The sequence below is a fragment of the Vibrio sp. 10N.222.55.B11 genome (genome assembly GCF_041473705.1).
GTDB classification, from domain to species: domain Bacteria; phylum Pseudomonadota; class Gammaproteobacteria; order Enterobacterales; family Vibrionaceae; genus Vibrio; species Vibrio crassostreae_C.
In genome coordinates this window covers 1-25,022 of record NZ_JBFRST010000055.1, presented here as the reverse complement: position 1 = coordinate 25,022, position 25,022 = coordinate 1, and the positions used below count along the sequence as shown (strand labels likewise).

The window sequence follows — 25,022 nt, the reverse complement described above, 5'->3', positions numbered from 1 at the left end:
TATGTTTGGATTTCTGCGCTCAACAACGTCAGAGAGTGATGCTCTAACTGATGATGAGGTCAATCAGAGTTATCGCTATTGGCGCCTTCACATCATGATAGGAATGTATGTCGGCTATGCGGGTTTTTACTTCACTCGTAAAACCTTTAATTACGCCGCGCCTGCAATGATCACCGATCTAGGTTTGGACAAAGGCGATATCGGCTTAATTGGCACGCTATTTTATCTTTCTTATGGCTTATCGAAATTTATCTCAGGCACGATATCGGATCGGTCGAACCCTCGTTACTTCATGGGGCTTGGCCTAATCGCGACTGGTCTGATAAACATCGCGTTTGGCTTTTCGAGTTCGTTAGCGGCTTTTATCTCGCTATGGGTACTGAATGCATGGTTCCAAGGTTGGGGCTGGCCATCGTGTTCTAAGTTATTGACGACTTGGTATTCTCGCTCCGAAAGAGGCTCTCGCTGGGCAATCTGGAATACAGCACACAACGTGGGTGGGGCGCTAATTCCTATTCTTGTGGGTTATCTGACGCTGCAATTCAGTTGGCGAGCGGGGTTTATTTGGCCGGGTGTGATTGGCGTGTTTATCGGTCTTATCGTTTGTTGGCGTTTGCGTGATAAGCCCACCACCATGGGACTTCCGACGGTAGGGAAGTGGCGCAGTGATCACCTGGAATTAGCGCAAGAGAGCCATGGGCAAGGGTTAAGCTATCGAGAGATCCTGAAAACCTATGTGTTCAGCAATAAGTACATTTGGTTGCTCGCCTTTAGTTATGTGTTGGTTTACATCGTAAGAACGGCAGTTAACGACTGGGGCAATTTATACCTCACCGAAGAACACGATTACAGTTTGATCAACGCCAACGCTGCCTTGTCTCTGTTCGAGATAGGAGGTTTTGTTGGTTCACTTGTTGCTGGGTGGGGATCGGATAGGTTGTTTGGTGGCAACCGAGGCCCGATGAACATCTTGTTTGCGATTGGCATCTTCCTTTCGGTTTCGGCTTTATGGCTTATGCCTTTAACCAACTTTGTGTTTCAAGCGGCTGGGCTATTCTGCGTTGGCTTTTTTGTTTTTGGCCCTCAAATGCTTATTGGCATGGCGGCGGCGGAATGTTCACATAAAGACTCTGCCGGGGCGGCGACAGGTTTTGTTGGCTTGTTTGCTTATATGGGAGCAGCACTTTCTGGTTACCCATTAGCGCTCGTTCTAGAAGCTTACGGCTGGAGTGGGTTCTTCATTACCATCTCTACTTGTGCGGCCGTTATTGGCTTGCTGTTACTGCCTTTCCTACAAGCTCAATCACCTCAGAAAAGTGCAGAAGCTCGCTCTGGTTTTTAAGGAACGATAACAAGATAGTCACTAGTGTTTGTATTCAGATGCTTGTATCGCTGCTGTAATCAGTGCGATACAAGCCGCTATCTTATTCTCAGCGCTTTCTACTCGTGATATTCAAATGTGACTATTTTCACGCTTTTCATCGGTCTCACCTGTTTCTAAGAATTTTTCCTATTGCGTCTAAGACCTCATCTCATGTGGGTTCTAGCCGAGCTCTGTAGTCTTTCTAATTATTTACGTTATTAGAAATCAGCTCTCTGAATTGTGTTCAAAGGGCTCACTACGGAAAACGCCATGTCACTCAGCCACCTCTCAGAACACTCATTTTTCCCAATGGAAAACACCATCCAAAATTATGCATGGGGGAGCATTTCTTCTATACGTGAACTGTTTGGCTTTAAGAATGAGTCACAAGAACCACAAGCGGAAGTTTGGATGGGAGCGCATCCGAAAGGTTGCTCAATGGTCAAGCTGGACCAACATTTAGTGCCTCTATCTGAGCTGATTAACAAGAATAAATCGGCCTACCTATCAACCGATATTGCGCAGGCGTTTGGTGAGCTACCATTCTTATTTAAGATCTTAGCGGCAGAAAAGGCGCTGTCGGTTCAGGTGCACCCAAACAAGCGACAAGCTGAAATTGGCTTTGCGAGAGAAGAGCAAGCAAGAATCCCTCTAACCGCAGGGCATCGTAACTATAAAGACTCAAACCACAAGCCTGAATTGGTTTACGCGGTCACTGAATACCAAGCGATGAATGGCTTTCGAGAGTTCGATGAAATATTAGGTCTGTTCAGAAAGTTAGATTCGAGCGAGCTGGCTAGTTTGGTTGAACAGTTTGGCAATAACCTTGATTCTCTAGGTTTAGAGACGTTTTTCCGCGATCTATTAACGTTGAATGAACAACGTAAACATCAAGCATTAGAGCAACTTCTGACTTACGCGGCTGCTCATCAAGACCAAGCGGAGTTCGCTTTGGTTATTGAGCTTAGTCATCAGTATCCAAACGATATTGGTCTATTTTGTGTTCTGCTTCTTAACTTGATCACATTGAACCCGGGTGAAGCGATGTATTTGAATGCAAACACTCCGCACGCTTACATCAAGGGGACTGGGCTCGAGATTATGGCCAATTCAGACAATGTGCTGCGAGCTGGCTTAACGCCAAAACACATTGATGTCGCTGAGTTGGTTGCCTGCACAGAGTTTACACCAATCCCGTTCGAACGCTTGTTGTTAGCACCTTCAAAGTTAGGTCAATGTGATCGCTATGATATCCCAGTTAGTGACTTTGATTTCAATATTTTTCATCGCCCTCAGCAAGAAGAAGTCATCACAAGCGGCGCTGAAATCTTAATGGCAATCGATGATGATTTATCGCTAATGAGTCAGAAAGGCGAGCACCTGACACTCACCAAAGGGCAATCGGTATTTATCCCAGCTTATATTGGTCATTATGTACTGAGCAGTAATGGGCGAGTGGCTAGGGCGTTTAATTAGAGATGGTGTTTGTGGTATAGATTGAGCTCCATCCCCACAAAATCATCATCTCCTTCATCAACAACGTGATAGCCAAGCGATTGATAAAAGTTAATAGCACGAGCATTACTTTTAAAACTCGATAGAGTGACTTGACTAAGTTGCTCTGCCATAGCTTTTTTATGTATGAGAGTCATGACTTGCTTGCCAAGCGAACGACCTTGGTACTGGGGGAAAATGATCAGCAAATGAATATGGTATGCGTTGTCATAAGGTTTAAAGCAGGCGAGCCCCACTCTTTTATTTTCGCGATATACCCAATGAAACCAAGATGGATGGTATTCGTTTAAAAGTCGTTGACGTTGAAAGTCGTCATCCCAGCCGAAAACGCTATCTACGTGTATGAAGATACCTTGTTTAACACACGCAAACAGTTCATCGAATTCAGAATTTGAAGCGAGTTGGAGTTGTATGTTCTCTTCTTTCATTGCCACTTTTACCGCTTCCTTATCAAACGCCTTTGAATAAGCAAACAGTAACATAATTGAAGAAGCCGAATTAGCTTAGATTTGCGAAGTGATGAAACCAAAAAGCCATGCGTGATGCATGGCTAAGAATAAAGTCTTGGATTGATTTTTCTATACGATCTTAAGCGCGTGATGGCGTGTGAGCTGTTTGTGTAGCGAGTCTTTTAGCTCCATGCGTTCTACTTTGAGGTTGTGCATGCTGTCGTCATCGATAGGGCTGCCAGAGATTTCTAGCTGACGGATGTCGTAGTCGAGTTGGTGGTATTTCTGCATGTCTGCTTTGAATTTTTCGTCGTCGTGGTTGAGCTGAACAATGTCTAATTTAAGATCTGGGAAATCTAAGATAAAGGCATGGTTTTCATTGAGCATTGGCACTTCCTCTCTAGTCGAATTATTAACAGTATAGAAGCAATTTTTCGAAAGAAATGTGGTTCAAAACACAAAGCCGTAAAGCGATCAAAAAAGGGCGTAAACTCGTAGGATTATCCTCGAACTTGCGCCCTTTTGTATGTATATAGCTAACTATTTATAGTTATATGTTTAGAACTATAAGAGTTTAAAGCAGAAAGTTTACTTTGCTTTCTTACCAGAGCGTTGCTGCTCTTTGTGTGCAAGCTTCTCTTTTTTGCGTTGCTCGATAAGGTGAGCAGCTTCGCCGCCTACGTGGGTTTCGCCACGAGCATTCGACAGTTGAACTTGCTTTTCACGTTCACGGAAACGGGCTTTCTGCTCGTCGCTGTGCTTATCAATACACTTAGGGCAGCTTACGCCTTTCTCGAAGTGTTTAGAGGCTTTGTCTTCGTCAGTGATTGGCAGGCGACACGCGTTACACACATCGTAACCGCTCTTTTCTAGCTGGTGGTTTACTGCAACTCGACCATCAAATACGTAGCAGTCGCCTTCCCACATACTCTCTTCTTCAGGTACCTCTTCTAGGTACTTAAGAATGCCGCCTTCAAGGTGATAAACCTCATCAAAGCCTTGCTCTTTCATGTAGGCTGTTGATTTTTCGCAACGAATACCGCCAGTACAGAACATCGCAACTTTCTTGTGCTTCTTAGGATCAAGGTTGTCTTCAACGTATTGAGGGAATTCACGGAAGGTTTCTGTGTTTGGGTTTACAGCATTTTTGAAGGTGCCGATGTCCACTTCGTAGTCGTTACGAGTATCAACCAGAATCACATCAGGATCAGAGATCAATGCGTTCCATTCGTTTGGTTTCACGTAAGTGCCGACAACGTGGCGTGGGTCGATGCCCTCAACGCCCATGGTTACGATCTCTTTCTTAAGCTTAACCTTGGTGCGGTTGAATGGTTGTTCTTCGTTGAACGACTCTTTGTAAACAACATCAGCCAAGCGAGAATCTTGTTTGAACCATTGAAGAAGGGCGTCGATAGATTCGCGCTTACCTGCAACGGTACCGTTGATGCCTTCACTCGCAAGTAACAAAGTACCGCGGATTTGGTTGGCTTCTAACACGTCGGTTAGTGGCTGGCGAATTTCTTGGTAATCATCAAGTGCTACGAATTTATACAGAGCACATACAACATATTGAGACATGGTTTTTCCTTTCTGCGAGCTGGAACGTAAATCCAGAGCGGTTGCCTGTTTTGATCAGAACTGAGTATTTCAACTTAGTTCTGTCTTGTTGGCTTATTAAAATCAGCCGCAGTATAACCAAGGCGGTACGGGACAAAAACCAACCAAAGGTAGGGCTATTTAACGCCTTTTTTATTGTGGATTTATGGTTTGAGGAACGAAAAAGCCCTGCTGTACAAATACAGCAGGGCTTGGTGTTGAATCTGTCTTACTTAATCAGCGATTACGCTTGGTTAAGTACTTCCGCTAAGCGTTTTACCGCTTCCGTCAATTCTTCTGGCTTGGCGTTGGTGAAGTTTAAGCGCAGTGCAGCTTTTGCTTCATCAGCCTTTGGATAAAATACTGGGCTTGGTACAACCGCCACACCATTCGATAATAGAGTTTTAGCCAATTCGAAGGTGTCGCACTCTGGGATCTCAACCCAAATGAACATCCCGCCATCGACGGCTTTTAACACGCAATCTGCAGGCAGTTGTTTCTCTAGCTCTGAGAACAGCACTTCATAACGAGACTTGTACAGGGTGCGAATGTTCTCCATGTGTACGCCAAAGTCTTCATGTTTTAGAAGACCAACAAGCAGTGCTTGCATGGGTACACTTGAGTGTAAGTCAGCGCCTTGCTTCACTTTGATCAGTGGTTCAAGGTAGCTGCGTTTACCTGTTACCGCGCCAATACGTAGACCTGGCGATGCAATCTTAGAGAATGAACGAAGAACGATAGAGTTATCAGGGCAGAACGAAGAAACCAACGGCAGTTCTGTACCTGTGAAACGCAGCTCACGATATGGTGCATCTTCAATGAATGCCACGTTGTATTTGATACACAGCTCAGCGACTTTTTGACGAGTTTCTGTTGCCCAGCACACGCCGGTTGGGTTGTGGAAATCAGGCACGGCATAGAACATCTTCGGTGATTGCTGTGCAAAGCACGTTTCCAGTTCATCTAGGTTCGGGCCAAATTCAGTTTGAGACACGGTCGCAATGTTTGCTTGAACTAGGCCAAACACCTGCATCGCACCTAAGTAGCTTGGCGCTTCCATCACAACCACATCACCTGGGTCGACATACGCACGCGCAATCAAATCCAAACCTTGCTGAGAGCCAGTACAAATCATTGCCGTGTGTGATTCTGGCAATTGGTAGCTTTGTGTTAGGTGGTCAAGCAACGGGCCGTAACCGGCAGTAGAACCGTATTGGAAAACTTCAGGCATGTTCGCTAGGTTTTCTAGCGTTGGCTTCATTAAATCGATAGGGAATGTTTTCTCGTCCGGTAAACCACCGGCCAATGAGATGACATTTGGATCACTTGCGGCTGCGAGGATCTCCCGAATGTATGAAGATTGAATCTGTTGTAATGACTGTGCGATTTCCATGTGTTGTGTCTCGTCGTTTATCGTTTTTATTCTATCGCTTGATATTACACGGCAATTGTAAAAACAAGCGTGTCCGTTTATGCTCTTAAACATGTCCATTTATGCTATTTAAACGATGTCACGTCAACACATATCGCGAATCAATGATGTCCTGTTCCATATTCACCAAGACATCAGTCAGCCTTTGTCTGCCAAAGAGTTATCTGAGATAGCGGCCTATTCAGAACAGCACTTTCATCGCACCTTTAAAAGCGTGGTCGGGGAGTCGTTGCATCAATATATCCGACGCACTCGAATGGAGTATGCAGCCAACCAATTGATGTTTGATACCAGCTCGTCAGTGGTCGAGATCGCCCATAAATGTGGCTTTAGCTCGGTGTCTTCGTTTAGTCGAGCATTTAAAGCGACCTTTAATATGTCGCCCGGAGAATGGCGTAAGCATGATTTACAAGTAGCAGAAAAACCCTATTTAAAAGATCCCGAAGTGGCGGCGGGCTATTTGAATGTTGCGCAGCGAGTGTTACCTGAACCTAAGATTATTGAAGTGCCTGAACGGATGGCGGCCTATGTTCGACATACGGGATATAATCGATCCATTCGCAATGCGTGGTTGATATTGAAAGCGTGGGCGAATTCGGAACAGCGTGATTTCTCGAGCCAATTTGGTTTGCATCACTCAAACCCTGCTTGGGTTGAGATGGATCAGTGCCGCTATGTGGCGTGTATCGCGATTGATGAGCCGATTAAGTATCGTAGCGTAGTTAATCAGATGGTGATTCCGGGCGGCTTACACGCTGTGTTTCGACTAAATGGCCGCTATGGAGAACTGCTACCACAGATCAGTATGGTGTTAGAAAAGTGGCTACCCACATCTGGTTTCAAACAGCGCTCGACTCCCGCGTATGTGCATTATCATCAGAATCATTTTCTCAACACCGATGAAGTGTTCGAACTCGACTTCTACCTTCCCGTGAGCTTTTACTGAGCCTTTACTAGGTTAACCATTGAGTTGGCTCAGTAATTGGTTTTGTTGTGTTTTGTCGAGCGTGATTTTACTCATTTGTTGTGGCTAATTTGCTCGCTCAATGACAGAAAGGCCTCTTATGTTGATGGTGCGATAGGAGAGAAGCTTGTTGATAAACGACTCTAAGTAAATGATGACAACGTACGGATTAAACGATAGCATCCCGCTCTAATTGCAAATAGTTCTTAATATCACCCGCTAGAATATATGACCATTACCCACAAAGATTATCTGAAAATTGCCTTCCCTTTCATCATCTCAACGGTGACACAGCCTCTACTAGGTGCTGTGGATACCGCTGTTATCGGCCAACTTGGTATTGCTGAACTGATTGGCGGCGTGGCGATCGGCACCATCATTATGAACACCATGTATTGGTTGTTTGGTTTTTTCCGTGTCAGTACCACGGGCCAAAGTGCGATGGCACTGGGTAAGGGAAACCGCACTGATTTGGCGGGTAGCTTGATGCGTCCGTTTGTGCTGTCTGGTTTAGTGGGTTTGATCTTTATCTTGATACAACCACTCATCTGGCAAGGCGCAATGTGGGTGATAGAGCCTGAAGCCAATGTAGCCGAGCACGCGCATATCTACTTCAGTATTTTGATTTATGGCGCGCCTTTCGTGTTGCTTAACTACACCATTATTGGTTGGTTAATGGGACAGGCGAAAGCCAAAGACGTTCTTTATACACAAGTGTTTGGTAATGTGTTGAACATTGTCTTGGATGCGGTGTTTGTACTTTATTTCGATTTGGGTGTCGCAGGTGTGGCTTACGCAAGTTTGATTGCACAAGTTACCACCTTTGCGATTGGTGTGACCTTGGTGATGAAGACCAGCAATATTTCGATCTCTGAGTTCTTGCAAGGCTCGAAGATGACCAAGAAAGACCTATCGACAATCATCTCTTCGAATACCGATCTATTGCTTCGCACCATTTGTATCTTGGTGTTCTTCAACATGATGGCGCGTACTGGCTCTAAACTGGGTACCGATGTTCTAGCGGCTAACGCGATCTTGATGCAGGTGACCTTCATTGTCAGCTATATGTTTGATGGTATTGCCAACGCATCGAGTGTGTTTGCAGGTAAGGCGGTAGGACAGAAGAACCCTTCAATGCTTGATCGTGTTTTAAGGCTTAACTTCCAATGGACGGCAGGTTTCATTGCCGCGCTGACGCTTTTAACTTTGATTTTTAAAGATATGATTGTTTTCTTGTTTACCGATATTCCAGCGCTGGTCACGCTGTACCAAGAGATGGCTCCGTGGTTAATTGTGTTCCCGCTAGTGGCTGGCTTTGGCTTAACGGTTTACGGCATCTTTACCGGAACGGGAACCACGCGTCCGGTTAGAGACTCAAGCATCGTGACTTTGTTGGTATTCTTAGCGGTACAGGCATTCACCATCGATATTTGGGGCAATCATGGTTTGTGGCTTGCGTTTACTCTGTTCTATCTTGGGCGTATTGCGTTCCTGTATCCGTTCATCGCACAAGTTAAGCAGAAGTGTTACCCAGTCAAAGATGCAGTACAGGGTGCCATTAACTAAGCTGTCTAATTGCCATCTTTAATGCATTATTAATATTTTATGAAAGCGCTTTACTATTTTTATACGATAAATTTGGTGAGCGCTTTTTTGTATGTAATGACTCACTATAAATGGTCAATAAAATTGTAAGTAAAACGCGATACAGTTCAATGTCCGCTTTTCATCGCCTCAGCTAAATGATAATGTTGTTATGTTATAACATCTATCTGTGAGTATCTGCGTGAACGCCCCACTTTTGTCTGTTGACCACCTAACGATCAAAACCTCTTCGAGAACCCTTTTCCAAGATATCCACTTCGATGTTTATCGCGGTGAGCTGTTGGCGATCATGGGACCGTCAGGCATTGGTAAGTCGATGCTTTCTCGCGCTATTGCCGGGTTTCTGCCAGAGACGATTGAAGTTGAAGGTCATATTTCTCTATCTGGTGAAGCTGTGTGTGGTTTGCCTATGTTGCAAAGAACTGCCACACAGCGCCCCGCAGTTATCTTCCAAGATGCGCTTCAAGCTTTGAACCCTCTGGTTTCAATAGAAGGTCAACTCTGCCTTGCCTTGACGGGAACTCGCACTAAGCTTAAATCAAAAGAAAAAATTCAAATTACCGAGTTGCTGAATCAACTTGGTTTTCCTAATCCAGAAACCATCTTGCCGTTGTACCCGAGCCAAATTTCGGGTGGGCAACGCCAACGTGTGTGTATTGCGATTGGCTTGCTGAGTAACGCCGATATTATCATCGCCGATGAACCAACCAGTGCGTTAGATCCGGTGACAGAGCAAGAGATACTTAAGCTGATTCGACACAATGTTAAACAGCGTCAAATTGGTGGTTTACTCATCACCCATGACCTGCATAGCGCGTTGGCGTGTGACAAGCTGTTAGTCATCGATGATGGTGGTGTGGTGGCTTACGGTGCACCGAAACATGCACTTGAGTCGAGCTCTCACGCTTTCTGCTGTTCATTGAGAGACTTAATCGAATGAGCTCGACCTTATCACTAAACTCAGAAGCCTCGCCATTAATGCCAGTGACTGATTCAGAAACACAAACACCGATAGAGATTAAGTTCGACAATGTGAGTGTTCACTACTACTCCGTACCAAGTTGGTTGGGTGGTAAAGCGTTCAAAGCGCTACAGAACATAGACCTTAATGTTGAAGACAAAAGCCTAGCAATTGTTGGGCGTTCTGGTGCCGGTAAATCAACGTTAATTGAACTGCTATTTGGCCTTAAAGCGCCAACCGTTGGTCAAATAAACTTGTTCGGTTATTCGCTCCCAATTCGCGATAGCAAAGCGCAAGCAACGGTGTGTCGCTTGATTCAATTGGTGCCTCAAGAGCCCCACACTAGCCTCAACCCTTACTATACCGTTCGACAGATCTTAGCCGAACCTCTAAGTAACTTAGATGTTTCGGGTAATCATGAAAGCATTATTGAAGAGACGCTATTGGACGTGGGCTTACCTGCCACTTTGTTATCACTGAAACCGAATCAACTTTCTACAGGTCAAGCTCAACGTGTGGCTATTGCTCGGGCTCTTGTCGTTAGACCCGCAGTGCTGGTGGCCGATGAACCTACTGCCAGCCTTGACCCAGTGAATCGCCAAAGGTTGTTGGACTTGGTTAATTCATTGAAAAAGAAGCGTGATATGCGCCTTATTTTGGTTACGCATGATCTCGGTGCGGCAAAAGCCCTTTGTGAAGAAATACTGGTTCTCGACCATGGTGAAATGGTCGAGCACGGACCGACCGATCAAGTGATGAGTAAACCTGCTCATCCTGCGACTCAGATGCTGATCGAGTCTCAGCCTCTTTCGAAATCTACTTGTTAAACACAACCTTATTTATTAAAAAAATACAGCTACAGAGAAAAAATAACTATGCGTTTTAATTCAATCAAATTGGCTTGCGCACTTGCGCTAGCGCTGCCTTTGACAGGCTGTTTTGACTCTAAACCAGAGTCGAGCGAAGCCGCGGTCAAATCTGAAATCCGTGTTGCGATGATGCAGCCACCAAGAACGGGCCTATCGCCACTTTCTGATGATGCGTTTAAGTTATCGCGTTGGAGCACGGCTGAAACGTTAGTGAACTTGAGCCCAACCTCAGAAGCAGAACCAATGCTAGCGACTGATTGGAAACATCTTGATCCACTGACTTGGCAGTTCACGATTCGCCAAGGCGTTAAATTCCACGATGGCTCTACATTAACCGCAGAATCCGTAGTGAACTCTTTGCAGAAAGCGCTTGAGGCGGCACCTAAGCCACGCATTCTAGATGGTGTCGATCTCGAAGTGAAAGCGATGGACAACTACCGCGTAGAGATCAAGACCAGCTTTGATGACCCTCTTCTACCAAGCCGTTTATCAAGCCCTCAATTAGCGATTCTTGCAGCAAGTGCTTACCAAGAAGATGGCCGTGTTAGCCCAATGGGTGCTGGTACGGGCCCGTTTGAGTTGACTGAAATTAACGGTACAACCAGCGCGAAGCTAAAACGTTTCGATGGCTACTGGGGTGAAAAAGCGCAAGTTGAATCTGTGATTGCAGAATACGTTCCTAACGGTTTTGCTCGTGCTGCGGCTCTAAGAACAGGCACGGCAGACATCGTTGAAGCAGTGCCCGTTTCACAAATCGCGACCATTGATCCGAACCTACTTTATGAAGTGGCAATGCCTCGTACCAATACGCTTTACCTGAACAACAAGTCAGGCGTATTTAGCGATATTGAACTGCGTAAGGTAGCTGCAGCTGCAGTAGACCGTGAGCAGATCGTGAATACTGTTTATGAAAACCACGCGGATATCGCGCAAGGCCTATTAGGTCCTGCTCTTGCTTGGGCTGAACCAATTCGACCGGAAGGTCAAGCAGTAGACAAGACGCTAAAAGCGAACGGTGAAAGCATTGTTATCGGTACCTTTACCGACCGTGCAGAGCTTCCAGAAGTGGCAGCACTACTGAAACAACAACTTGAAGCGGCTGGTTTCAAGGTTGAGCTGGATATTCGTGAATACGCTCAGATCGAGAACGATGCGCTATCTGGTAAGTTCGACGCGTTTATCCTTTCTCGTGCAACGGTTCTAGATTCGGGTGACCCAGTGGCTTACATGATGAGCGACTTTGGTTGTAAGGGTTCATTCAACCTTGGCCAATTCTGTTCTCAAGAGGTAGACCAAGCACTGACTCACGCTGATCTGCAACCACTAGGTGCACTGCGTCAGCAAGCGATCATCGAAGCTGAGCAAAAAATCTTGAACGATTTTGCTGCGATTCCACTGCTTCACGAACGTGTGATTCAAGGTGAAAGTGAGCGTGTAAGCAATGTGGTTCGTGACCCAAGTGAGCGTCGTTTAGTTGACCAAGCTACACAGATCAAACAAGTGAAATAGGCTAACTAAATAGATGTTATCTGCTGAGACTCTGCGTCGAACCTTATTTCTCTTGACGCCTTGGTTATCAAGAATCGCCTCACTGATTGTGGTGGTGATTCTTGTTGGCTTGATGCCTGACATTGCAGGCATCGACCCAAGCCAATCCATTCTGCGTGCGAGGGCGGGGCAACAACATCTGCTTACGCCTGAAGCTTTAGCAGCGGTACGCGCTGATCTTCAGCTTGACCGTTCGGCGAGCGAGCGCCTGAACGACTGGATAGGAAGTGCTTTTTCGGGTGACCTAGGTAAATCCTGGATTGATGGATCTTCGGTTGCGTTAGGTATTCAAAAAACAGCGTCTACATCTCTGTTTTTGATGTCTAGCGCACTGGTGATGACTTTCGTGCTGTGCGGTGCAGGCTTGCTTTCTACTTTGCGCAGTTGGAAGAAGGGCAAACTAGGGCAGAGTTACAGCAGTTTAAGCACCGTATTAATATCCTTGCCAGAGTACGTGGTGGCCTCGGTATTAATACTGGTGTTCTCAATCTGGTTAGGTTGGCTACCACCGTATGGTTGGCAAGGCTGGCAAGACATTTGGTTACCGAGTTTAGCACTCGCACTGCCTGCCAGTGGCCTACTTAGTCGTCTACTCAGAGACAGTTTACAACGCGTTTTAAATGAACCTTGGGTGATCACTTGGCTCAGTGCCAACGTTCACTCCAACCAAATTATTCGCTTTGCGCTGAAAAGAGCGCTGAGCAGCCTGATCCCACAAATCGCGATGATCGTGATTGGTTTGACTGGTGGCGCGGTCGCGGTTGAGCTTATCTTCTCGATTCCGGGTATCGGGCGCATGATTCTAGGCGCAGCTAAGGCGCAAGACTTGCCGATGCTGCAAGGCGGCCTGTTGGTGCTGCTACTGTTTTCAATTGCTGTGAGCAGCATGAGTTTGTTTGTTCAACAGCTGATTCTGGGTCATAGCCTGAAAAGCGGTAAGCTCATTAGTAGCCACTCTTCGTTTCGTTTTACACAAAGCCGCACCAAGCGTGCTGTTGCTTTTTCAATATTCTCATTCCTGATTGCAATTGTAATTTGGGCTGCATTTCGTGACCCATACACCAGTCAGTTTGCGCGCTTAGCGGATCCTAGTTGGCAAGCGCCATTGGGTGCGGACGGCATTGGCCGAGACTTGTTGGCGAGAATCGGTTCGGGTATGGTTTCGACCTTCCAAACCGGTATCTTGGCGACGCTTTTGAGTTTGGTGACGGGCATCATCATGGGCTTCAATACTCGCTTTAGCCAAGGTCTTATCGAGATAACTAAGGGTATCCCTTACATCATTGCTGGCCTGTTGGTTGCTGGTTTAACGGGGATGAATCCGAACAGCGCATTAATCGCGATTGTATTGGTATCTTGGGCACCATTAGCAGCTCACTGTTCAAGCTTGATCGTGGAAGCAAAGGCTCAACCTTATACGCATCTCGCGCCATTGTGGGGCACCAGCAAGCTTCGAATCTTCCGTTTCTACTTGCTTCCTTATGTATTGCCACCGTTACTAAGACACGCGATGTTGAGGCTGCCAGTAATCACATTGAGCCTGACCTCGCTTAGCTTCATCGGCTTGGGAGCTAAGCCTCCTGCACCGGAATGGGGTTTGATGATTGCTGAGAACTTGCCCTACATTGAGCGCGCGCCAATCGCTGTCATGGGACCAATTGTTGGTCTGATCCTGTTAGGTGCTGCAATTAATATGATGTTTGATGATTAACGAAAAAGAACAGGCTGCTTAAGTTTTCGACGTGCTATTCGATTGAGTGTTCGATTTGGCATTTATGTTGTAACCTTGAGCCTGTTTTTTTGAATTGGCTTTCGGATCGGTTGTCGATCGGTTTTTAGCTTAGTTAAGTGTTCAGCGTTAAGGATTCAACATGTATCTCGTTTTGTATTGCCACAATATTGGTATGACCGACTTTTCCTTTTTTGAAACGGAAGACTTTGACAAAGAAGAGGGCTATATCGTGCGAGGTAAATGGCCGAATGAGAAAGCGTTTCGTGATTATTTAACCAAAGAGTTTGGTGACATGAATGAGTTCCAAGTGATCGACTTAATCGCCAAAGGTGCAGAAGCAGAACACTACCCGCCAGAAGAGTTGATGCGCCTAGCTCGTAACAACTAGCTAAATAACTTTTATCAAACGAATAAAGAAATGGCAGCCTGATTCGGCTGCCATTTTCGTTTTAGGTTAAAGCTAATACCTTTTACATCGTGAATGATGCTACTGCGCCACTTCATCCACCAAGTACAAGATTGATTGATACGGAATGCCACTGTGATGTGACAAACCGATCTCACAGGTTCGACTGTTACTGAACCCACGAGTACAGTTGCTCGGCACTTGCTCCTTGAGTGGGTGTACTGCCGCTTCATTCAGCTCTGGCGTGGTAAAACCTTTATCACCCGCCCAACCACAGCATTGAATATGCTCAGGAACAATCACCTCTTCGGTACAGGCTTTAGCAAGGCTCAACATCGCGCCGTCCAAACCCATTCGACGAGAGCTACAAGTCACATGCAGCATCACGGTTTCTTGCAGCGGCTCAAGTGTCAGGTGCTCAAGCAAGTATTGGTTCACAAACCCTGTCGGCTCTAGCACTTCTAGTGGCTTGGTGAACTGTTCAATACTGCGTTTAGCACATGGGCTGGTATCCATCAATATTGGGTATTCACCCTGACGACTGGCTTGCCATAGCACTTCTTCCAACTGCTGAGCCTTCGACTGTGCTAAGTCGGTCATTCCTTTGCTGTCGTAAGGCATGCCACAGCATTGGTCATCTAGCTTCTTCGGTAGAATTACCTCGAATCCTGCCTTGTTGAGCAAAGACATGGTCACTTCAGTAAGAGGACGTTGGTCGCCCGCATCACTTTGTTGCCCCATGGTTCGACTGGCACACGAAGGGAGGTAAACCACTTTCTTCGCGTTGTTCGATGTTTCGGCTGTCATTGGTGAAGCCGTGAGGGAGTGATTGTTGGATTGCGGCATCTCTGGCATCCAAATCGGTGTCGCGCCTTTGGTCACTGAGCGTAGGCCATTGGTAAGCTTGCCGACCGTGTTGGCGCCCAGAACCTTACTCGCCACTTGGTTGGTTTTGAGGCCAGCCTTGGTCAGCTTAGTGGTGGTCGAGAAATGATCCGCTGTCCACTTAGCGATTGGCGTAAATTTCTCGTACTTGGCAATACGAAGCTTTTTAATCAAATCACCGGTGTTGATTCCCACTGGACAACGTTCGGCACACAGGCCGGTTGCGGCGCAGGTATCAATGCCTTGGTATTCAAAGGTTTTCTCTAGTTCGCTTGCTTCTATCTCTTCACCCGCAGCTCGGCGGCGTTGTAACTCGCGGTACAGCACGATACGTTGGCGTGGCGATAGAGTTAAGGTACGAGACGGACAAACAGGCTCACAGAAGCCACACTCGATACAGCGGTCGACAAGGTCATCGGCAGCAGGCATTGGCTTCAAATTGGTGATGTGTGAATTCGGGTTGTCGTTGATGATAACGCCGGGGTTGAGCAGTCTTTCTGGATCAAACAGCGCTTTGATCTGTTGCATCAAGGCATAGCCGTCTTTGCCCCATTCCAATTCCACATAAGGCGCCATGTTACGACCAGTACCATGCTCTGCTTTTAGAGAACCTTGGTATTTCACCGCAACCAGCTCGGCAACATCGTCCATGAAACCGCCGTAGCGATCGATTTCTGTTTGACTGTCGAAGCCTTGAGTAAATACAAAGTGCAGGTTGCCTTCGAGGGCGTGACCAAAAATGATCGCTTCGTTGTAGTCGTATTTGTCGAACAGCTCTTGTAGCTCTCGAATACCGTTAGCGAGGTTTTCGACAGGGAAAGCCACGTCTTCGATGATAACGGTTGTGCCAACTTCACGAACGGCTCCAACTGCTGGGAACATGCCTTTTCGGATGCCCCACAGAGTCGCGACTGTCTTCGGATCGGACGTGAAAGGGACTGATTCAACAATTGTGTATTCAGTCAATGCATCCAAAATTGATTTACATTGTAAATCTAAGTCCTGCTGGGAGCTGGCGTGTGATTCAACCAAAATAGCCGCGGCTTCTAAATCCAAGCTAGGCATAAAGGCGGGCATACCCGGTTTATCAGCCACTGAACGCAGTGCTCTGCCATCCATCAATTCAACGGCAGCAACTGGTGTTTTTGATAGCGTAGTCACAGCTTTACTTGCTTGTTCGATGTCAGCAAACACCAACAGAGCCGAAGCTTTGTTCGGGTGTTCGATAACGGTGTTGTAGGTGATCTCTGCGATGAAGCCTAGCGTGCCTTCTGAGCCAATCATCAGGTGTTTGATGATCTCAATTGGATCGTGGTAATCGACCAAGGCATTCAGAGCGTAGCCAGTGGTGTTTTTGAGGCGGTACTTGTGGCGGATTCTGTCTGCGAGTTCTTGGTTTGAAGCTGTCTGTTGATGTAATTCGACAATGCCTTCAAACAGTGCTTTGTGTGATTGCTTGAATGCCTCAACACTTGCGTTGTCAGCCGTATCAAGCAGGGAGCCATCACTCAATACGATTTTCATGCTCTCAACGGTACGATACGAGTTTTGCGCAGTACCACAACACATGCCACTGGCGTTGTTCGCGGCAATACCACCGATTTTACAGGTATTGATAGAGGCTGGATCTGGGCCGATTTTACGTTGGAAAGGGGCGAGGTATTTGTTCGCATCAGCGCCAATCACACCCGGTTGCAGGATGATCTGATTGCCGTTATCGACAATTTCATGACCACGCCAGTCGTCGGTTAGGGTGATGAGCACCGAGTCTGAAACCGCTTGTCCTGACAGGCTGGTACCCGCGGCACGAAAGGTAAAATGAATATCGAGTTCACGGCAGCTTTGAATGGTGAATATCACTTCGTCTAAGTTTTTAAGCCTTAGAACCATTTTCGGCACCAAGCGATAGAAACTCGCATCGGTGCCGTAAGCCAATCGCTTTGCCTCTTGAGTGACAATGCGTTCTGTTTCTATTTTTTGAGCCAGTATCGCTTCAAGCTGCTGATAAGTTTGTGCGTCTATTACTCGCTCATGGGATGTGTTTGTCTCCATCTTTGCTTCCTTGTGCTTCTTATTTGGCACTGTTCAGGGCGTGTTGACCTTTCGTGGTTAAATTTTGTTCGAGATAAAAGCGTTTTAATCGCGGCGAGGGGGAAGTAGCCTAGTCACTCTAAGCAAATTCCCCTCAACAAAGAGTAAAACGCTTTTAGCTGAACCCTTCGGGCAGCGTTTGCTGGCCATTTCTACTACGTTATCGGCTTCTCATGTAGGCTAGCTACACATCGACGCCTCTGTCTTGTATAAATACCCAGCAACTCGCTGCAAAAATTAGCTCGAAAGATCAACACGCCCTAGCTTTTATTTTATTTTCCAGTGCTTAAACGGTGTCACAACGGTAGTGGGATTGCTGTGACACCGATTGAACTTCAGCCTAAGTAGACCAAAGCATGAGTCTGAATCGTGGAGATTTAATCTAACCCCACCAAAGATTCACGAGTTAAGTCTTTGATTGTCCTCGCGCCTGTTAATGTCATCGCAACGCGCATCTCTTTGTCGTAAAGGTCGAGTAGATTCTCAACGCCGGCTTGTCCTTGCGCTGCTAATGCGTAAACGAAAGAACGGCCAAGCAAGGTGCAGTCTGCGCCCAATGCCATCATTCGAACCACATCCAAGCCAGTACGAATGCCAGAGTCGACCAAAATTTTGGTGTCGCCTTTAACTGCATCAGCAATCGAAGGCAGCGCTTTGGCACTTGATAGAACGCCGTCAAGCTGGCGGCCGCCGTGGTTTGAAACCACAATGCCGTCTGCGCCAAATCTCACCGCATCCTTTGCATCTTCTTCATCAAGAATGCCCTTGATGACCATTGGACCGTCCCAGAAATCACGAATCCACTCTAGATCTTTCCATGAAATCGACGGGTCGAAGTTATCACCTAACCAACCGATGTAGTCTTCCAGCTTGGTAGGAGAACCACGATAAGTAGATATGTTGCCTAGGTCGTGTGGTTTACCCAGTAAGCCGACATCAACTGCCCAGCTAGGATGACGCATAGATTGGAATACGCGGCGTACTGCTGCATTTGGACCACTCATTCCTGAGTGCATGTCACGGTAGCGAGCGCCGGGTACGGGCATATCCACGGTGAAGACCAGTGTTGTGACGCCAGCGGCTTTAGCGCGTTCAAGAACGTTCTTCATGAAGCCACGGTCTTTTAACACGTAAAGTTGGAACCACATTGGGCGTTCAATCTTAGGTGCAACTTCTTCAATCGGACATACCGACACGGTCGACATGGTAAAAGGGATGCCTTTGTTGTCGGCGGCTTTTGCTGCTTGTACTTCACCGCGTCTTGCGTACATACCCGTTAAACCAACAGGCGCTAGTGCGATTGGCATCGCTAGCTTCTCGCCAAATAGTTCGGTTTCCAAATTTAGGTCCGACATGTCGTTGAGTACGCGTTGTTTTAGCGCAATCTCAGCTAGGTCAGCCGTGTTGCGACGTAGGGTATGTTCTCCGTAAGAGCCACCATCAATGTAGTGGAAAAGAAACGGTGGTAATTTTGCTTTTGCTGCGGCGCGGTAATCAGTCGATGCGGATATGATCATAATTTCAGTCCTAAATTCTTGGGATGTTGCTCTTCTTTGAGAGCTTGGTTTGGGCTGCTTTAATTCGGGAAAATGGCGTTAATACCCATGGGTGTTGATGTGCTCTAGTATCCATCCCGGAACTCATCAACTGTCTTATTAGACGGTGTCGCTGTCGGGGAATTGAGTATTAACGCCAAGTGCTTTTGAACGACTTATGGTTTACATAAGTGCGTCGGTCATTTTGAATCCGTAGATAACCACTAGGCCGATGATGCCTGTCATCACCAAGTAGTAGAACGTTGGAATGATTGTCTTACGTAGGGTTGCACCTTCGCGTCCTAGCAAGCCAACAGTTGCTGATGCCGCTACCACGTTGTGAATCGCAATCATGTTACCTGCTGCTGCACCAACGGCTTGTAGAGCAACAACCACCGCACTAGAGATGGTCAGAGTCTGCGCTACTTCGAATTGGAACTGGCTGAACATCATGTTTGAAACTGTGTTCGAACCTGCAATGAAGGCACCTAACGCACCAACCGTTGCACTCAATGCTGGGAATGCGCTACCAACGAGGTCAGCTGCGAAGTTTGCCGTGGTTACGGGCATACTTGCTAAATCTGCGCCGTTCACACCAGAGTTAATGAAGATACGAACCATTGGGATGGTGAACACCAACACAAAGCCTGCGCCAATCAGAGTCTTGCTCGATTCACCGAAGGCTTTAGCCAGTGGCGTTGCGCTGCGAGATTGCATGAGAACAGCAACCAGCGCGACGAAGACCAAGATACCGCCCGGTAGATACAGAGGCTGAATCGCAGTGCTCACACCGGTTTCACCAAGGATGTTGCTGAACGATAGGCTAACGCTCTTCAGTAGGCCTTTGAATTCAGGGTTCACGCGGCTCGCAACCAAGGTCACCGCTAGCAGCACGTATGGTGCCCATGCCATCGCCATGCTCATCTTCTTATGGCCTTGATTATTGTCGTCAAGGTCGATTTTCAGAGAACCTAGCCATTCTGCAGGCCACTTGTCTTCGCTCTCAAAATCCCATTTTGATTTAGGTACTAGGAAGCCGCGTTTTGCTGCTGTTACAACAATCGCAAGGCCAACCAAACCACCAATCAGTGATGGGAACTCAGCACCTAGGAAAACACCCGTTAGTGCGTAAGGAATGGTGAAAGCGGCACCTGCGAACAGTGCGAATGGCAGGATATCAAGACCTTCAGTCCAGCTTTTGTTCTTACCGAAGAAGCGAGTCAGCATCATCGCCATCAATACAGGAATCATCACACCAACGCAGGCGTGGATGATCGCAACACTTGATGTGATATGTTGTAGGTAAGCATCCCATGTTGAACCATTGGCAATCAGGCTTTCACCGATGTTGTGCGTATCCAAACCTTTGTTTACGCCAACAATGATAGGTGTACCAACCGCGCCAAACGATACCGGCGTAGATTGAATCATCATGCCCATCAGTACCGCAGCTAATGCTGGGAAGCCGATTGCAACGAGTAAGGGAGCGGCGATTGCAGCGGGTGTGCCGAAGCCAGATGCGCCCTCAATGAATGAACCAAAACACCAAGCAATGATGATCGCTTGTACACGACGGTCTGCTGATATGTCAGTAAATCCGTTGCGGATGGTGGTGATAGCTCCGGTGTGTTTCAAAGTGTTTAATAAGAAGATGGCGCCGAACACAATCCAGAGAACCGACACTGTAATGCCGAAGCCTTGGAATACAGAAGCCAGCACGCGAGTGCCAGACATGTCCCAAGCAAGTAGGGCGATAGCAACGGTTAAGGCAAATGCCACAGGCATCGCTTTTTTTGCAGGCCAGTTAAGGCCAACCAGCAGAATCGCTGCAACAACTATTGGTGAAAAGGCCAATAGAGCTAGTAGAGTTTCACTCATGGGTACTTCCTCGTACTGTTTTCAAACGTTCATGTTTGAAGTAGATAACACGTTATGGTTTGTCATTTTTGATTCGCTATTGGCCTCTAAGCGGGAACCATTTAGGTGCGAATCTTGTAATTGGAATGACTCTTTTGTAATTGTTTTGTTAATTTGGCGTGAATTTACCCCTTTATTTTTTATTGATATAGGGAAATAATGAAAATAATTAATTCCAAAATTGGCATAATCAGATGCGAGCAGACGATTTGATCCTGTTTTCACAGGTAGTAGAGCTGGGCAGTTTTAGTAAGGTTGCAGAGCAAAATAACCTTACAAATTCGGTAGTTAGTAAAAGAATTGCGCGTTTAGAGGAAGAGATTGGCGTGCAATTATTATATCGAACCACGCGTAAATTGACCTTGACTGAGGCGGGCAAGGCAATGTTACACGGGGCCAAAAATGTGAAGCAGGCAGCTCAAGAGGCTATGGACGCAGTTTCAGGCTTTGGTGAAAATGTCAGCGGTCATATCAAAATGTCAGTGCCTACTATCTCTGGAGATTTGATTCTGGCAGACGCCGTTGCTGAGTTTTGTAATATGCATCCAGGTTTAACAGTCGATATGTCACTGGACAATCGCTTTGTTGACTTAGTAGAAGATGGTTTGGACTTGGTGATTCGTACCGGTTACCTAGAAGACTCCAGCTTGATTGCGCGACATATACTGGATTCTCAATGGGTGGTGTGTGCCTCGCCCTCTTATATTGCCAAGAACGGTAAACCGATGCAGCCCAAAGACTTAGTGGAGCACAATTGCTTGCAATACGCCTATCAAACAACGGGTGCTAGCGAATGGCAGTTTCTGCATAGTAAAGATGGCTGTACCGACAATGACAAATATATCGTGCGTGTTGCGGGCTCTTTTTCGACTGACAATGCGACCGCGTTAAGAAAAGCGGCGCTGGGTGGGCATGGTGTGGCGTACGTACCACGTTGTCTGGTTTATCACGACATTCGCAATGGTCAGCTGGTGGATATCTTCCCTGATTTGGTAGGCAAAAAGTTGGGAATTTATGCGGTGTACCCTTTTACTCGCCAGCCACCAAACAAGATTAAGTTATTGATTGAACATATCAGAACGCGCTACTTGACGATTTCTCACTATTTTTAATAAGGATCACGATGAGCTATTTAAAAGAGTATCCATATCCAATCACCAATAAACAGATCGTCAGCGATGACTACTTTGGTCAGATAATCGAAGACCCATATCGTTGGATAGAAGACGACAGAAGTGACGAGACCGCGAAGTGGGTGGCGAGTCAAAACGCAATCACGTTTGATTACCTCGCTCAAATCCCGTATCGCGCGGAACTGAGAGAGCGACTGGCAAAAGCACAAGACTACAAAAAGAGCTCGCAGCCGTTTGTCCGAGGCGACTACACCTACTTCTATAAGAATGATGGCTTGCAGAACCACAGCATTCTCTATCGTCAGAGAGAGGGACAGTCGGTTGAAGTATTCCTAGACCCGAACACTTTCTCGGAAGATGGCACGACGTCTCTGGGCTCGGTGTCGTTTTCGAAAGACTATAGCTTAGTGGCGTACAGTATTTCTGAGGGTGGCAGTGACTGGCGTAAGATCTTCGTGATTGAAACTGAGACTAAGCAGCAGCTCGAAACGGAAATTACCGACGCCAAATTTACTGGCATTTCTTGGTTAGGCAATCGCGGTTTTTACTACTCCAGTTACGATAAGCCTGACGGTAGTGAACTTTCAGCTCGTACAGAACAACACAAGCTGTACTTCCATGAGTTGGGCACAGAGCAAGCTAGCGACAAGGTGATCTTTGGCGAAAGCAACGATGAGCAACACCGCTATGTATCCGGCTACACCACCGAAGACGATCGATACTTGATCATCCTCGGCAAGGAGTCGACATCAGGTAATCGACTGTTCTATATCGATTTAAAATCATCAGAGCAGTCTTTGAACACACTGATTGATCATGTGGATAGCGATACGTATCTCATCGATAATCAAGGTGAGAACTTCATTCTATACACCAACCTTGATGCGCCGAATGGCAAGATTGTGAGCTTTGATAGCGGCACTGAGCAGTGGAGAGATATCATCTCAGAAAAGCCACAGCCATTAGACATCAGTACTGGCGGCGGATACTTGTTTGCCCACTACATGGTGGATGTGGTGTCGAAAATTGAGCAGCTGGATTACCAAGGCAACCTAGTTCGGGAAATCCATTTACCTGGGTTGGGAACGGCCAGTGGCTTAGGTGGTAAGAAAGAGCAAACTCAGCTTTATTACACCTTTACCAACTATGTTACGCCGCCAACCATTTTCTCTTTTGATATTGAGTCGGGCAGTTCAGAAGTTTATCAGCGCTCTGAGTCACCGTTTGAATCGGATAAGTTTGAGTCTAAACAGGTCTTTTATACCTCAAAAGATGGCACTCAGGTTCCGATGCTTATCTCTTATAAGAAGGGACTAAAACTGGACGGTAATAACCCAACCATGTTGTACGCCTATGGCGGCTTTAATGTCAGCCTAACGCCTTCTTTCTCGGGGACGGTGGGCAGTTGGTTAGAATTGGGTGGCGTGTACGCAGTTCCCAACCTGAGAGGCGGCGGTGAGTACGGTAAGGCGTGGCATAAAGCGGGTACTCAGCAGCAAAAGCAGAATGTGTTTGATGACTTCATTGCTGCTGCGGAGTTCTTAATCGCCGAGAACTATACCAGTAGTGACAAGTTGGCGATTCGTGGCGGCTCTAACGGTGGATTGCTGGTGGGTACGTGTATGACACAGAGGCCGGAGCTTTTCCAAGTGGCTCTACCTGCTGTTGGGGTGCTAGATATGTTGCGTTACCATACCTTTACGTCTGGCGAAGGTTGGGCGTACGACTATGGTACCTCCGCGCAAAACAAAGAGATGTTCGAATACCTGCTTGGTTACTCTCCGGTTCATAACGTTGTGCGCGGTGTCGACTACCCAGCAACTTTGGTCACGACCGCGGATCATGATGACCGCGTGGTGCCCGCACACTCTTATAAGTTCATTGCAGAGCTACAAGATAAGCATGAAGGTAGTGCGCCTGTGATGATACGTATCGACGTAAATGCGGGCCATGGCGCCGGAATGCCACTGAGTAAAGCGATCGATCTCACTGCTGATATCTACGCATTTACCCTGTTCAATATGGGAATTGAGTCCCTAGATTCATTTTAGCGAATACTTGATTTTAGATAACTGGGTATTTTACTCAGACCAAAAAGCCTCAAAATCTGCCTTAGATTTTGAGGCTTTTCATATATATGAAAACCAATCAAAGCTGCATCGTATTTCCTTCACTTTCACACTCTGTTTTCCGTGATAGCCGCCACCAATACTGATGAAATGAAAGCGATTTCAAGCTGATATCTCACGCAATATCAACCGTAACCTGTTGATCTTAAATCAGTAGTTTTCGTCATGGATATTCTAAAAGTTTCATGGCATTTAGGCTGATTTATCAGTGTGAACAGCAACCAACTTTTCAACGCTTTCATTGCTTAATATTTCCCTGTTCGATGAAAACTCAAAAAATAATAGGGAATTACAATGCAAAAATTTAAGCTTTTGCCAATAACAGTCGCAGTGGCGGCCTCGCTTGCTTCACTCTCTTCTTTTGCTGCTGATACTGATATCGAAGCATTAGAAAAACGAATTCAAGAGTTAGAATCTAGGGTTCACTTCTCCGCCTTGTTTACTGCTAACGACCAAACCGCTTACGGGGCGATTAAGGCGCTACACGATCACGGTTATAAAGTGCCAGAAGATGTGTCAGTGATTGGGTTTGATGACTTACCAACGTCGAAGTATTTCACACCCGCGTTAACAACATTAAGGCAGCCAATTGAAGAGATTGGTGAAGTGTGTGCTCAGTCGATCTTGAACTTGTTATCTGGCGAGCGACATGAAGCAAGGTTGCCTCCGATTGATTTAATTGTGAGAGAGTCGACCAAATCTTTGTATCGTTAATTTCAAGACAAGCATCAAGGTGGTGCGCCTGTGATGATTCGTACTGATGTCAATGCGAACCATGGTGCAGGAATACCGCTGAGTAAAGCTATCGATCTCACCGCTTATATTTGCGCGTTCATATTGTTCAATACGGGGCAGGTAAGCTAAAACACTTTTGTCGGGTGGACGACACTTG

19 protein-coding genes are annotated in these 25,022 nt (G+C 46.6%); 12 read left to right on the top strand and 7 right to left on the bottom strand.

Features of this window, described 5'->3' with window-relative positions; all coding sequences use genetic code 11:
* The first annotated feature begins 1 nt into the window (after position 1).
* Together AB4503_RS18940 and manA are read left to right on the top strand one after the other, a co-directional pair.
* The gene (locus AB4503_RS18940) at positions 2-1,342 is read left to right on the top strand and encodes an MFS transporter (protein ID WP_372115560.1); all 1,341 of its coding nucleotides are present in this window, start codon (positions 2-4) and stop codon (positions 1,340-1,342) included.
* Positions 1,343-1,633: 291 nt separating this feature from the next.
* Positions 1,634-2,839: a mannose-6-phosphate isomerase, class I gene (gene manA / locus AB4503_RS18935; RefSeq protein WP_372115559.1), complete on the top strand. Its 1,206-nt coding sequence runs from the start codon at positions 1,634-1,636 to the stop codon at positions 2,837-2,839.
* On the opposite strand, the gene AB4503_RS18930 is transcribed toward manA, so the two are convergent.
* The 4 genes from AB4503_RS18930 to AB4503_RS18915 all read right to left on the bottom strand — a co-directional run bounded on the left by AB4503_RS18930 (position 2,836) and on the right by AB4503_RS18915 (position 6,316).
* Complete coding sequence (locus tag AB4503_RS18930; protein WP_065583568.1) at positions 2,836-3,360, bottom strand: N-acetyltransferase; 525 nt, start codon at positions 3,358-3,360, stop codon at positions 2,836-2,838. The genes manA and AB4503_RS18930 overlap by 4 nt on opposite strands.
* 96 nt (positions 3,361-3,456) lie before the next feature.
* Positions 3,457-3,714, bottom strand: a complete 258-nt coding sequence (locus tag AB4503_RS18925; protein ID WP_009846137.1) for a YdcH family protein — start codon at positions 3,712-3,714, stop codon at positions 3,457-3,459.
* A 201-nt stretch (positions 3,715-3,915) separates the two neighbouring features.
* The gene (locus AB4503_RS18920) at positions 3,916-4,905 is read right to left on the bottom strand and encodes a rhodanese-related sulfurtransferase (RefSeq protein ID WP_017065056.1); all 990 of its coding nucleotides are present in this window, start codon (positions 4,903-4,905) and stop codon (positions 3,916-3,918) included.
* A gap of 262 nt (positions 4,906-5,167) precedes the next feature.
* A complete protein-coding gene (locus AB4503_RS18915; protein WP_372115558.1) occupies positions 5,168-6,316 on the bottom strand; it encodes a PLP-dependent aminotransferase family protein in 1,149 nt (382 codons plus the stop codon).
* 115 nt (positions 6,317-6,431) lie between these two features.
* On the opposite strand from AB4503_RS18915, the gene AB4503_RS18910 reads away from it, so the two are divergent.
* The 7 genes from AB4503_RS18910 (at position 6,432) to AB4503_RS18880 (ending at position 14,422) form a co-directional block, all read left to right on the top strand.
* Positions 6,432-7,301 carry a GyrI-like domain-containing protein gene (locus AB4503_RS18910; RefSeq protein ID WP_017077027.1) on the top strand — a complete coding sequence of 290 codons (870 nt, stop codon included), beginning with the start codon at positions 6,432-6,434 and terminating at the stop codon, positions 7,299-7,301.
* Between the two features lie 246 nt (positions 7,302-7,547).
* The gene (locus AB4503_RS18905) at positions 7,548-8,885 is read left to right on the top strand and encodes an MATE family efflux transporter (RefSeq protein WP_102393066.1); all 1,338 of its coding nucleotides are present in this window, start codon (positions 7,548-7,550) and stop codon (positions 8,883-8,885) included.
* Positions 8,886-9,105: 220 nt separating this feature from the next.
* Positions 9,106-9,864, top strand: coding sequence for an ATP-binding cassette domain-containing protein (locus AB4503_RS18900; RefSeq protein ID WP_017061554.1), 759 nt, complete (start codon positions 9,106-9,108; stop codon positions 9,862-9,864).
* Positions 9,861-10,712, top strand: coding sequence for an ABC transporter ATP-binding protein (locus AB4503_RS18895; RefSeq protein WP_372057731.1), 852 nt, complete (start codon positions 9,861-9,863; stop codon positions 10,710-10,712). The genes AB4503_RS18900 and AB4503_RS18895 overlap by 4 nt, the downstream gene beginning before the upstream one ends.
* A 48-nt stretch (positions 10,713-10,760) precedes the next feature.
* Positions 10,761-12,263 carry an ABC transporter substrate-binding protein gene (locus AB4503_RS18890; RefSeq protein WP_372115557.1) on the top strand — a complete coding sequence of 501 codons (1,503 nt, stop codon included), beginning with the start codon at positions 10,761-10,763 and terminating at the stop codon, positions 12,261-12,263.
* A gap of 13 nt (positions 12,264-12,276) precedes the next feature.
* Complete coding sequence (locus AB4503_RS18885) at positions 12,277-14,013, top strand: ABC transporter permease subunit (protein WP_372115556.1); 1,737 nt, start codon at positions 12,277-12,279, stop codon at positions 14,011-14,013.
* Positions 14,014-14,173: 160 nt separating this feature from the next.
* Complete coding sequence (locus AB4503_RS18880; protein ID WP_372115555.1) at positions 14,174-14,422, top strand: hypothetical protein; 249 nt, start codon at positions 14,174-14,176, stop codon at positions 14,420-14,422.
* A 99-nt stretch (positions 14,423-14,521) separates the two neighbouring features.
* Here the strand turns inward: AB4503_RS18880 and AB4503_RS18875 are convergent, their stop codons facing one another.
* The 3 genes from AB4503_RS18875 to AB4503_RS18865 form a co-directional block, all read right to left on the bottom strand.
* Positions 14,522-17,377 carry an FAD-binding and (Fe-S)-binding domain-containing protein gene (locus AB4503_RS18875; protein ID WP_372115554.1) on the bottom strand — a complete coding sequence of 952 codons (2,856 nt, stop codon included), beginning with the start codon at positions 17,375-17,377 and terminating at the stop codon, positions 14,522-14,524.
* 416 nt (positions 17,378-17,793) lie between these two features.
* Positions 17,794-18,933, bottom strand: coding sequence for an FMN-dependent L-lactate dehydrogenase LldD (gene lldD, locus AB4503_RS18870; protein ID WP_065583579.1), 1,140 nt, complete (start codon positions 18,931-18,933; stop codon positions 17,794-17,796).
* A gap of 201 nt (positions 18,934-19,134) precedes the next feature.
* Positions 19,135-20,829 (bottom strand): L-lactate permease, encoded by a 1,695-nt coding sequence (locus AB4503_RS18865; protein ID WP_372115553.1) that lies wholly within the window; start codon positions 20,827-20,829, stop codon positions 19,135-19,137.
* Between the two features lie 233 nt (positions 20,830-21,062).
* On the opposite strand from AB4503_RS18865, the gene AB4503_RS18860 reads away from it, so the two are divergent.
* The 3 genes from AB4503_RS18860 to AB4503_RS18850 all read left to right on the top strand — a co-directional run bounded on the left by AB4503_RS18860 (position 21,063) and on the right by AB4503_RS18850 (position 24,844).
* Entirely contained in the window at positions 21,063-21,980 is a 918-nt protein-coding gene (locus AB4503_RS18860; protein ID WP_372115552.1) for a LysR family transcriptional regulator, read from the top strand.
* Between the two features lie 11 nt (positions 21,981-21,991).
* A complete protein-coding gene (locus AB4503_RS18855) occupies positions 21,992-24,052 on the top strand; it encodes a prolyl oligopeptidase family protein (protein WP_372115551.1) in 2,061 nt (686 codons plus the stop codon).
* A 372-nt stretch (positions 24,053-24,424) separates the two neighbouring features.
* Positions 24,425-24,844, top strand: coding sequence for a substrate-binding domain-containing protein (locus AB4503_RS18850; RefSeq protein WP_371722282.1), 420 nt, complete (start codon positions 24,425-24,427; stop codon positions 24,842-24,844).
* Positions 24,845-25,022 lie beyond the last annotated feature (178 nt).

What these genes read in the sequence shown, in the direction of transcription:
- AB4503_RS18940 (WP_372115560.1), top strand. Translation starts at nt 2, where the DNA reads ATGTTTGGATTTCTGCGCTCAACAACGTCAGAGAGTGATGCTCTAACT.
- manA (WP_372115559.1), top strand. Translation starts at nt 1,634, where the DNA reads ATGTCACTCAGCCACCTCTCAGAACACTCATTTTTCCCAATGGAAAAC.
- AB4503_RS18930 (WP_065583568.1), bottom strand. Translation starts at nt 3,360, where the DNA reads ATGTTACTGTTTGCTTATTCAAAGGCGTTTGATAAGGAAGCGGTAAAA.
- AB4503_RS18925 (WP_009846137.1), bottom strand. Translation starts at nt 3,714, where the DNA reads ATGCTCAATGAAAACCATGCCTTTATCTTAGATTTCCCAGATCTTAAA.
- AB4503_RS18920 (WP_017065056.1), bottom strand. Translation starts at nt 4,905, where the DNA reads ATGTCTCAATATGTTGTATGTGCTCTGTATAAATTCGTAGCACTTGAT.
- AB4503_RS18915 (WP_372115558.1), bottom strand. Translation starts at nt 6,316, where the DNA reads ATGGAAATCGCACAGTCATTACAACAGATTCAATCTTCATACATTCGG.
- AB4503_RS18910 (WP_017077027.1), top strand. Translation starts at nt 6,432, where the DNA reads ATGTCACGTCAACACATATCGCGAATCAATGATGTCCTGTTCCATATT.
- AB4503_RS18905 (WP_102393066.1), top strand. Translation starts at nt 7,548, where the DNA reads ATGACCATTACCCACAAAGATTATCTGAAAATTGCCTTCCCTTTCATC.
- AB4503_RS18895 (WP_372057731.1), top strand. Translation starts at nt 9,861, where the DNA reads ATGAGCTCGACCTTATCACTAAACTCAGAAGCCTCGCCATTAATGCCA.
- AB4503_RS18890 (WP_372115557.1), top strand. Translation starts at nt 10,761, where the DNA reads ATGCGTTTTAATTCAATCAAATTGGCTTGCGCACTTGCGCTAGCGCTG.
- AB4503_RS18885 (WP_372115556.1), top strand. Translation starts at nt 12,277, where the DNA reads ATGTTATCTGCTGAGACTCTGCGTCGAACCTTATTTCTCTTGACGCCT.
- AB4503_RS18880 (WP_372115555.1), top strand. Translation starts at nt 14,174, where the DNA reads ATGTATCTCGTTTTGTATTGCCACAATATTGGTATGACCGACTTTTCC.
- AB4503_RS18875 (WP_372115554.1), bottom strand. Translation starts at nt 17,377, where the DNA reads ATGGAGACAAACACATCCCATGAGCGAGTAATAGACGCACAAACTTAT.
- lldD (WP_065583579.1), bottom strand. Translation starts at nt 18,933, where the DNA reads ATGATCATATCCGCATCGACTGATTACCGCGCCGCAGCAAAAGCAAAA.
- AB4503_RS18865 (WP_372115553.1), bottom strand. Translation starts at nt 20,829, where the DNA reads ATGAGTGAAACTCTACTAGCTCTATTGGCCTTTTCACCAATAGTTGTT.
- AB4503_RS18860 (WP_372115552.1), top strand. Translation starts at nt 21,063, where the DNA reads ATGCGAGCAGACGATTTGATCCTGTTTTCACAGGTAGTAGAGCTGGGC.
- AB4503_RS18855 (WP_372115551.1), top strand. Translation starts at nt 21,992, where the DNA reads ATGAGCTATTTAAAAGAGTATCCATATCCAATCACCAATAAACAGATC.
- AB4503_RS18850 (WP_371722282.1), top strand. Translation starts at nt 24,425, where the DNA reads ATGCAAAAATTTAAGCTTTTGCCAATAACAGTCGCAGTGGCGGCCTCG.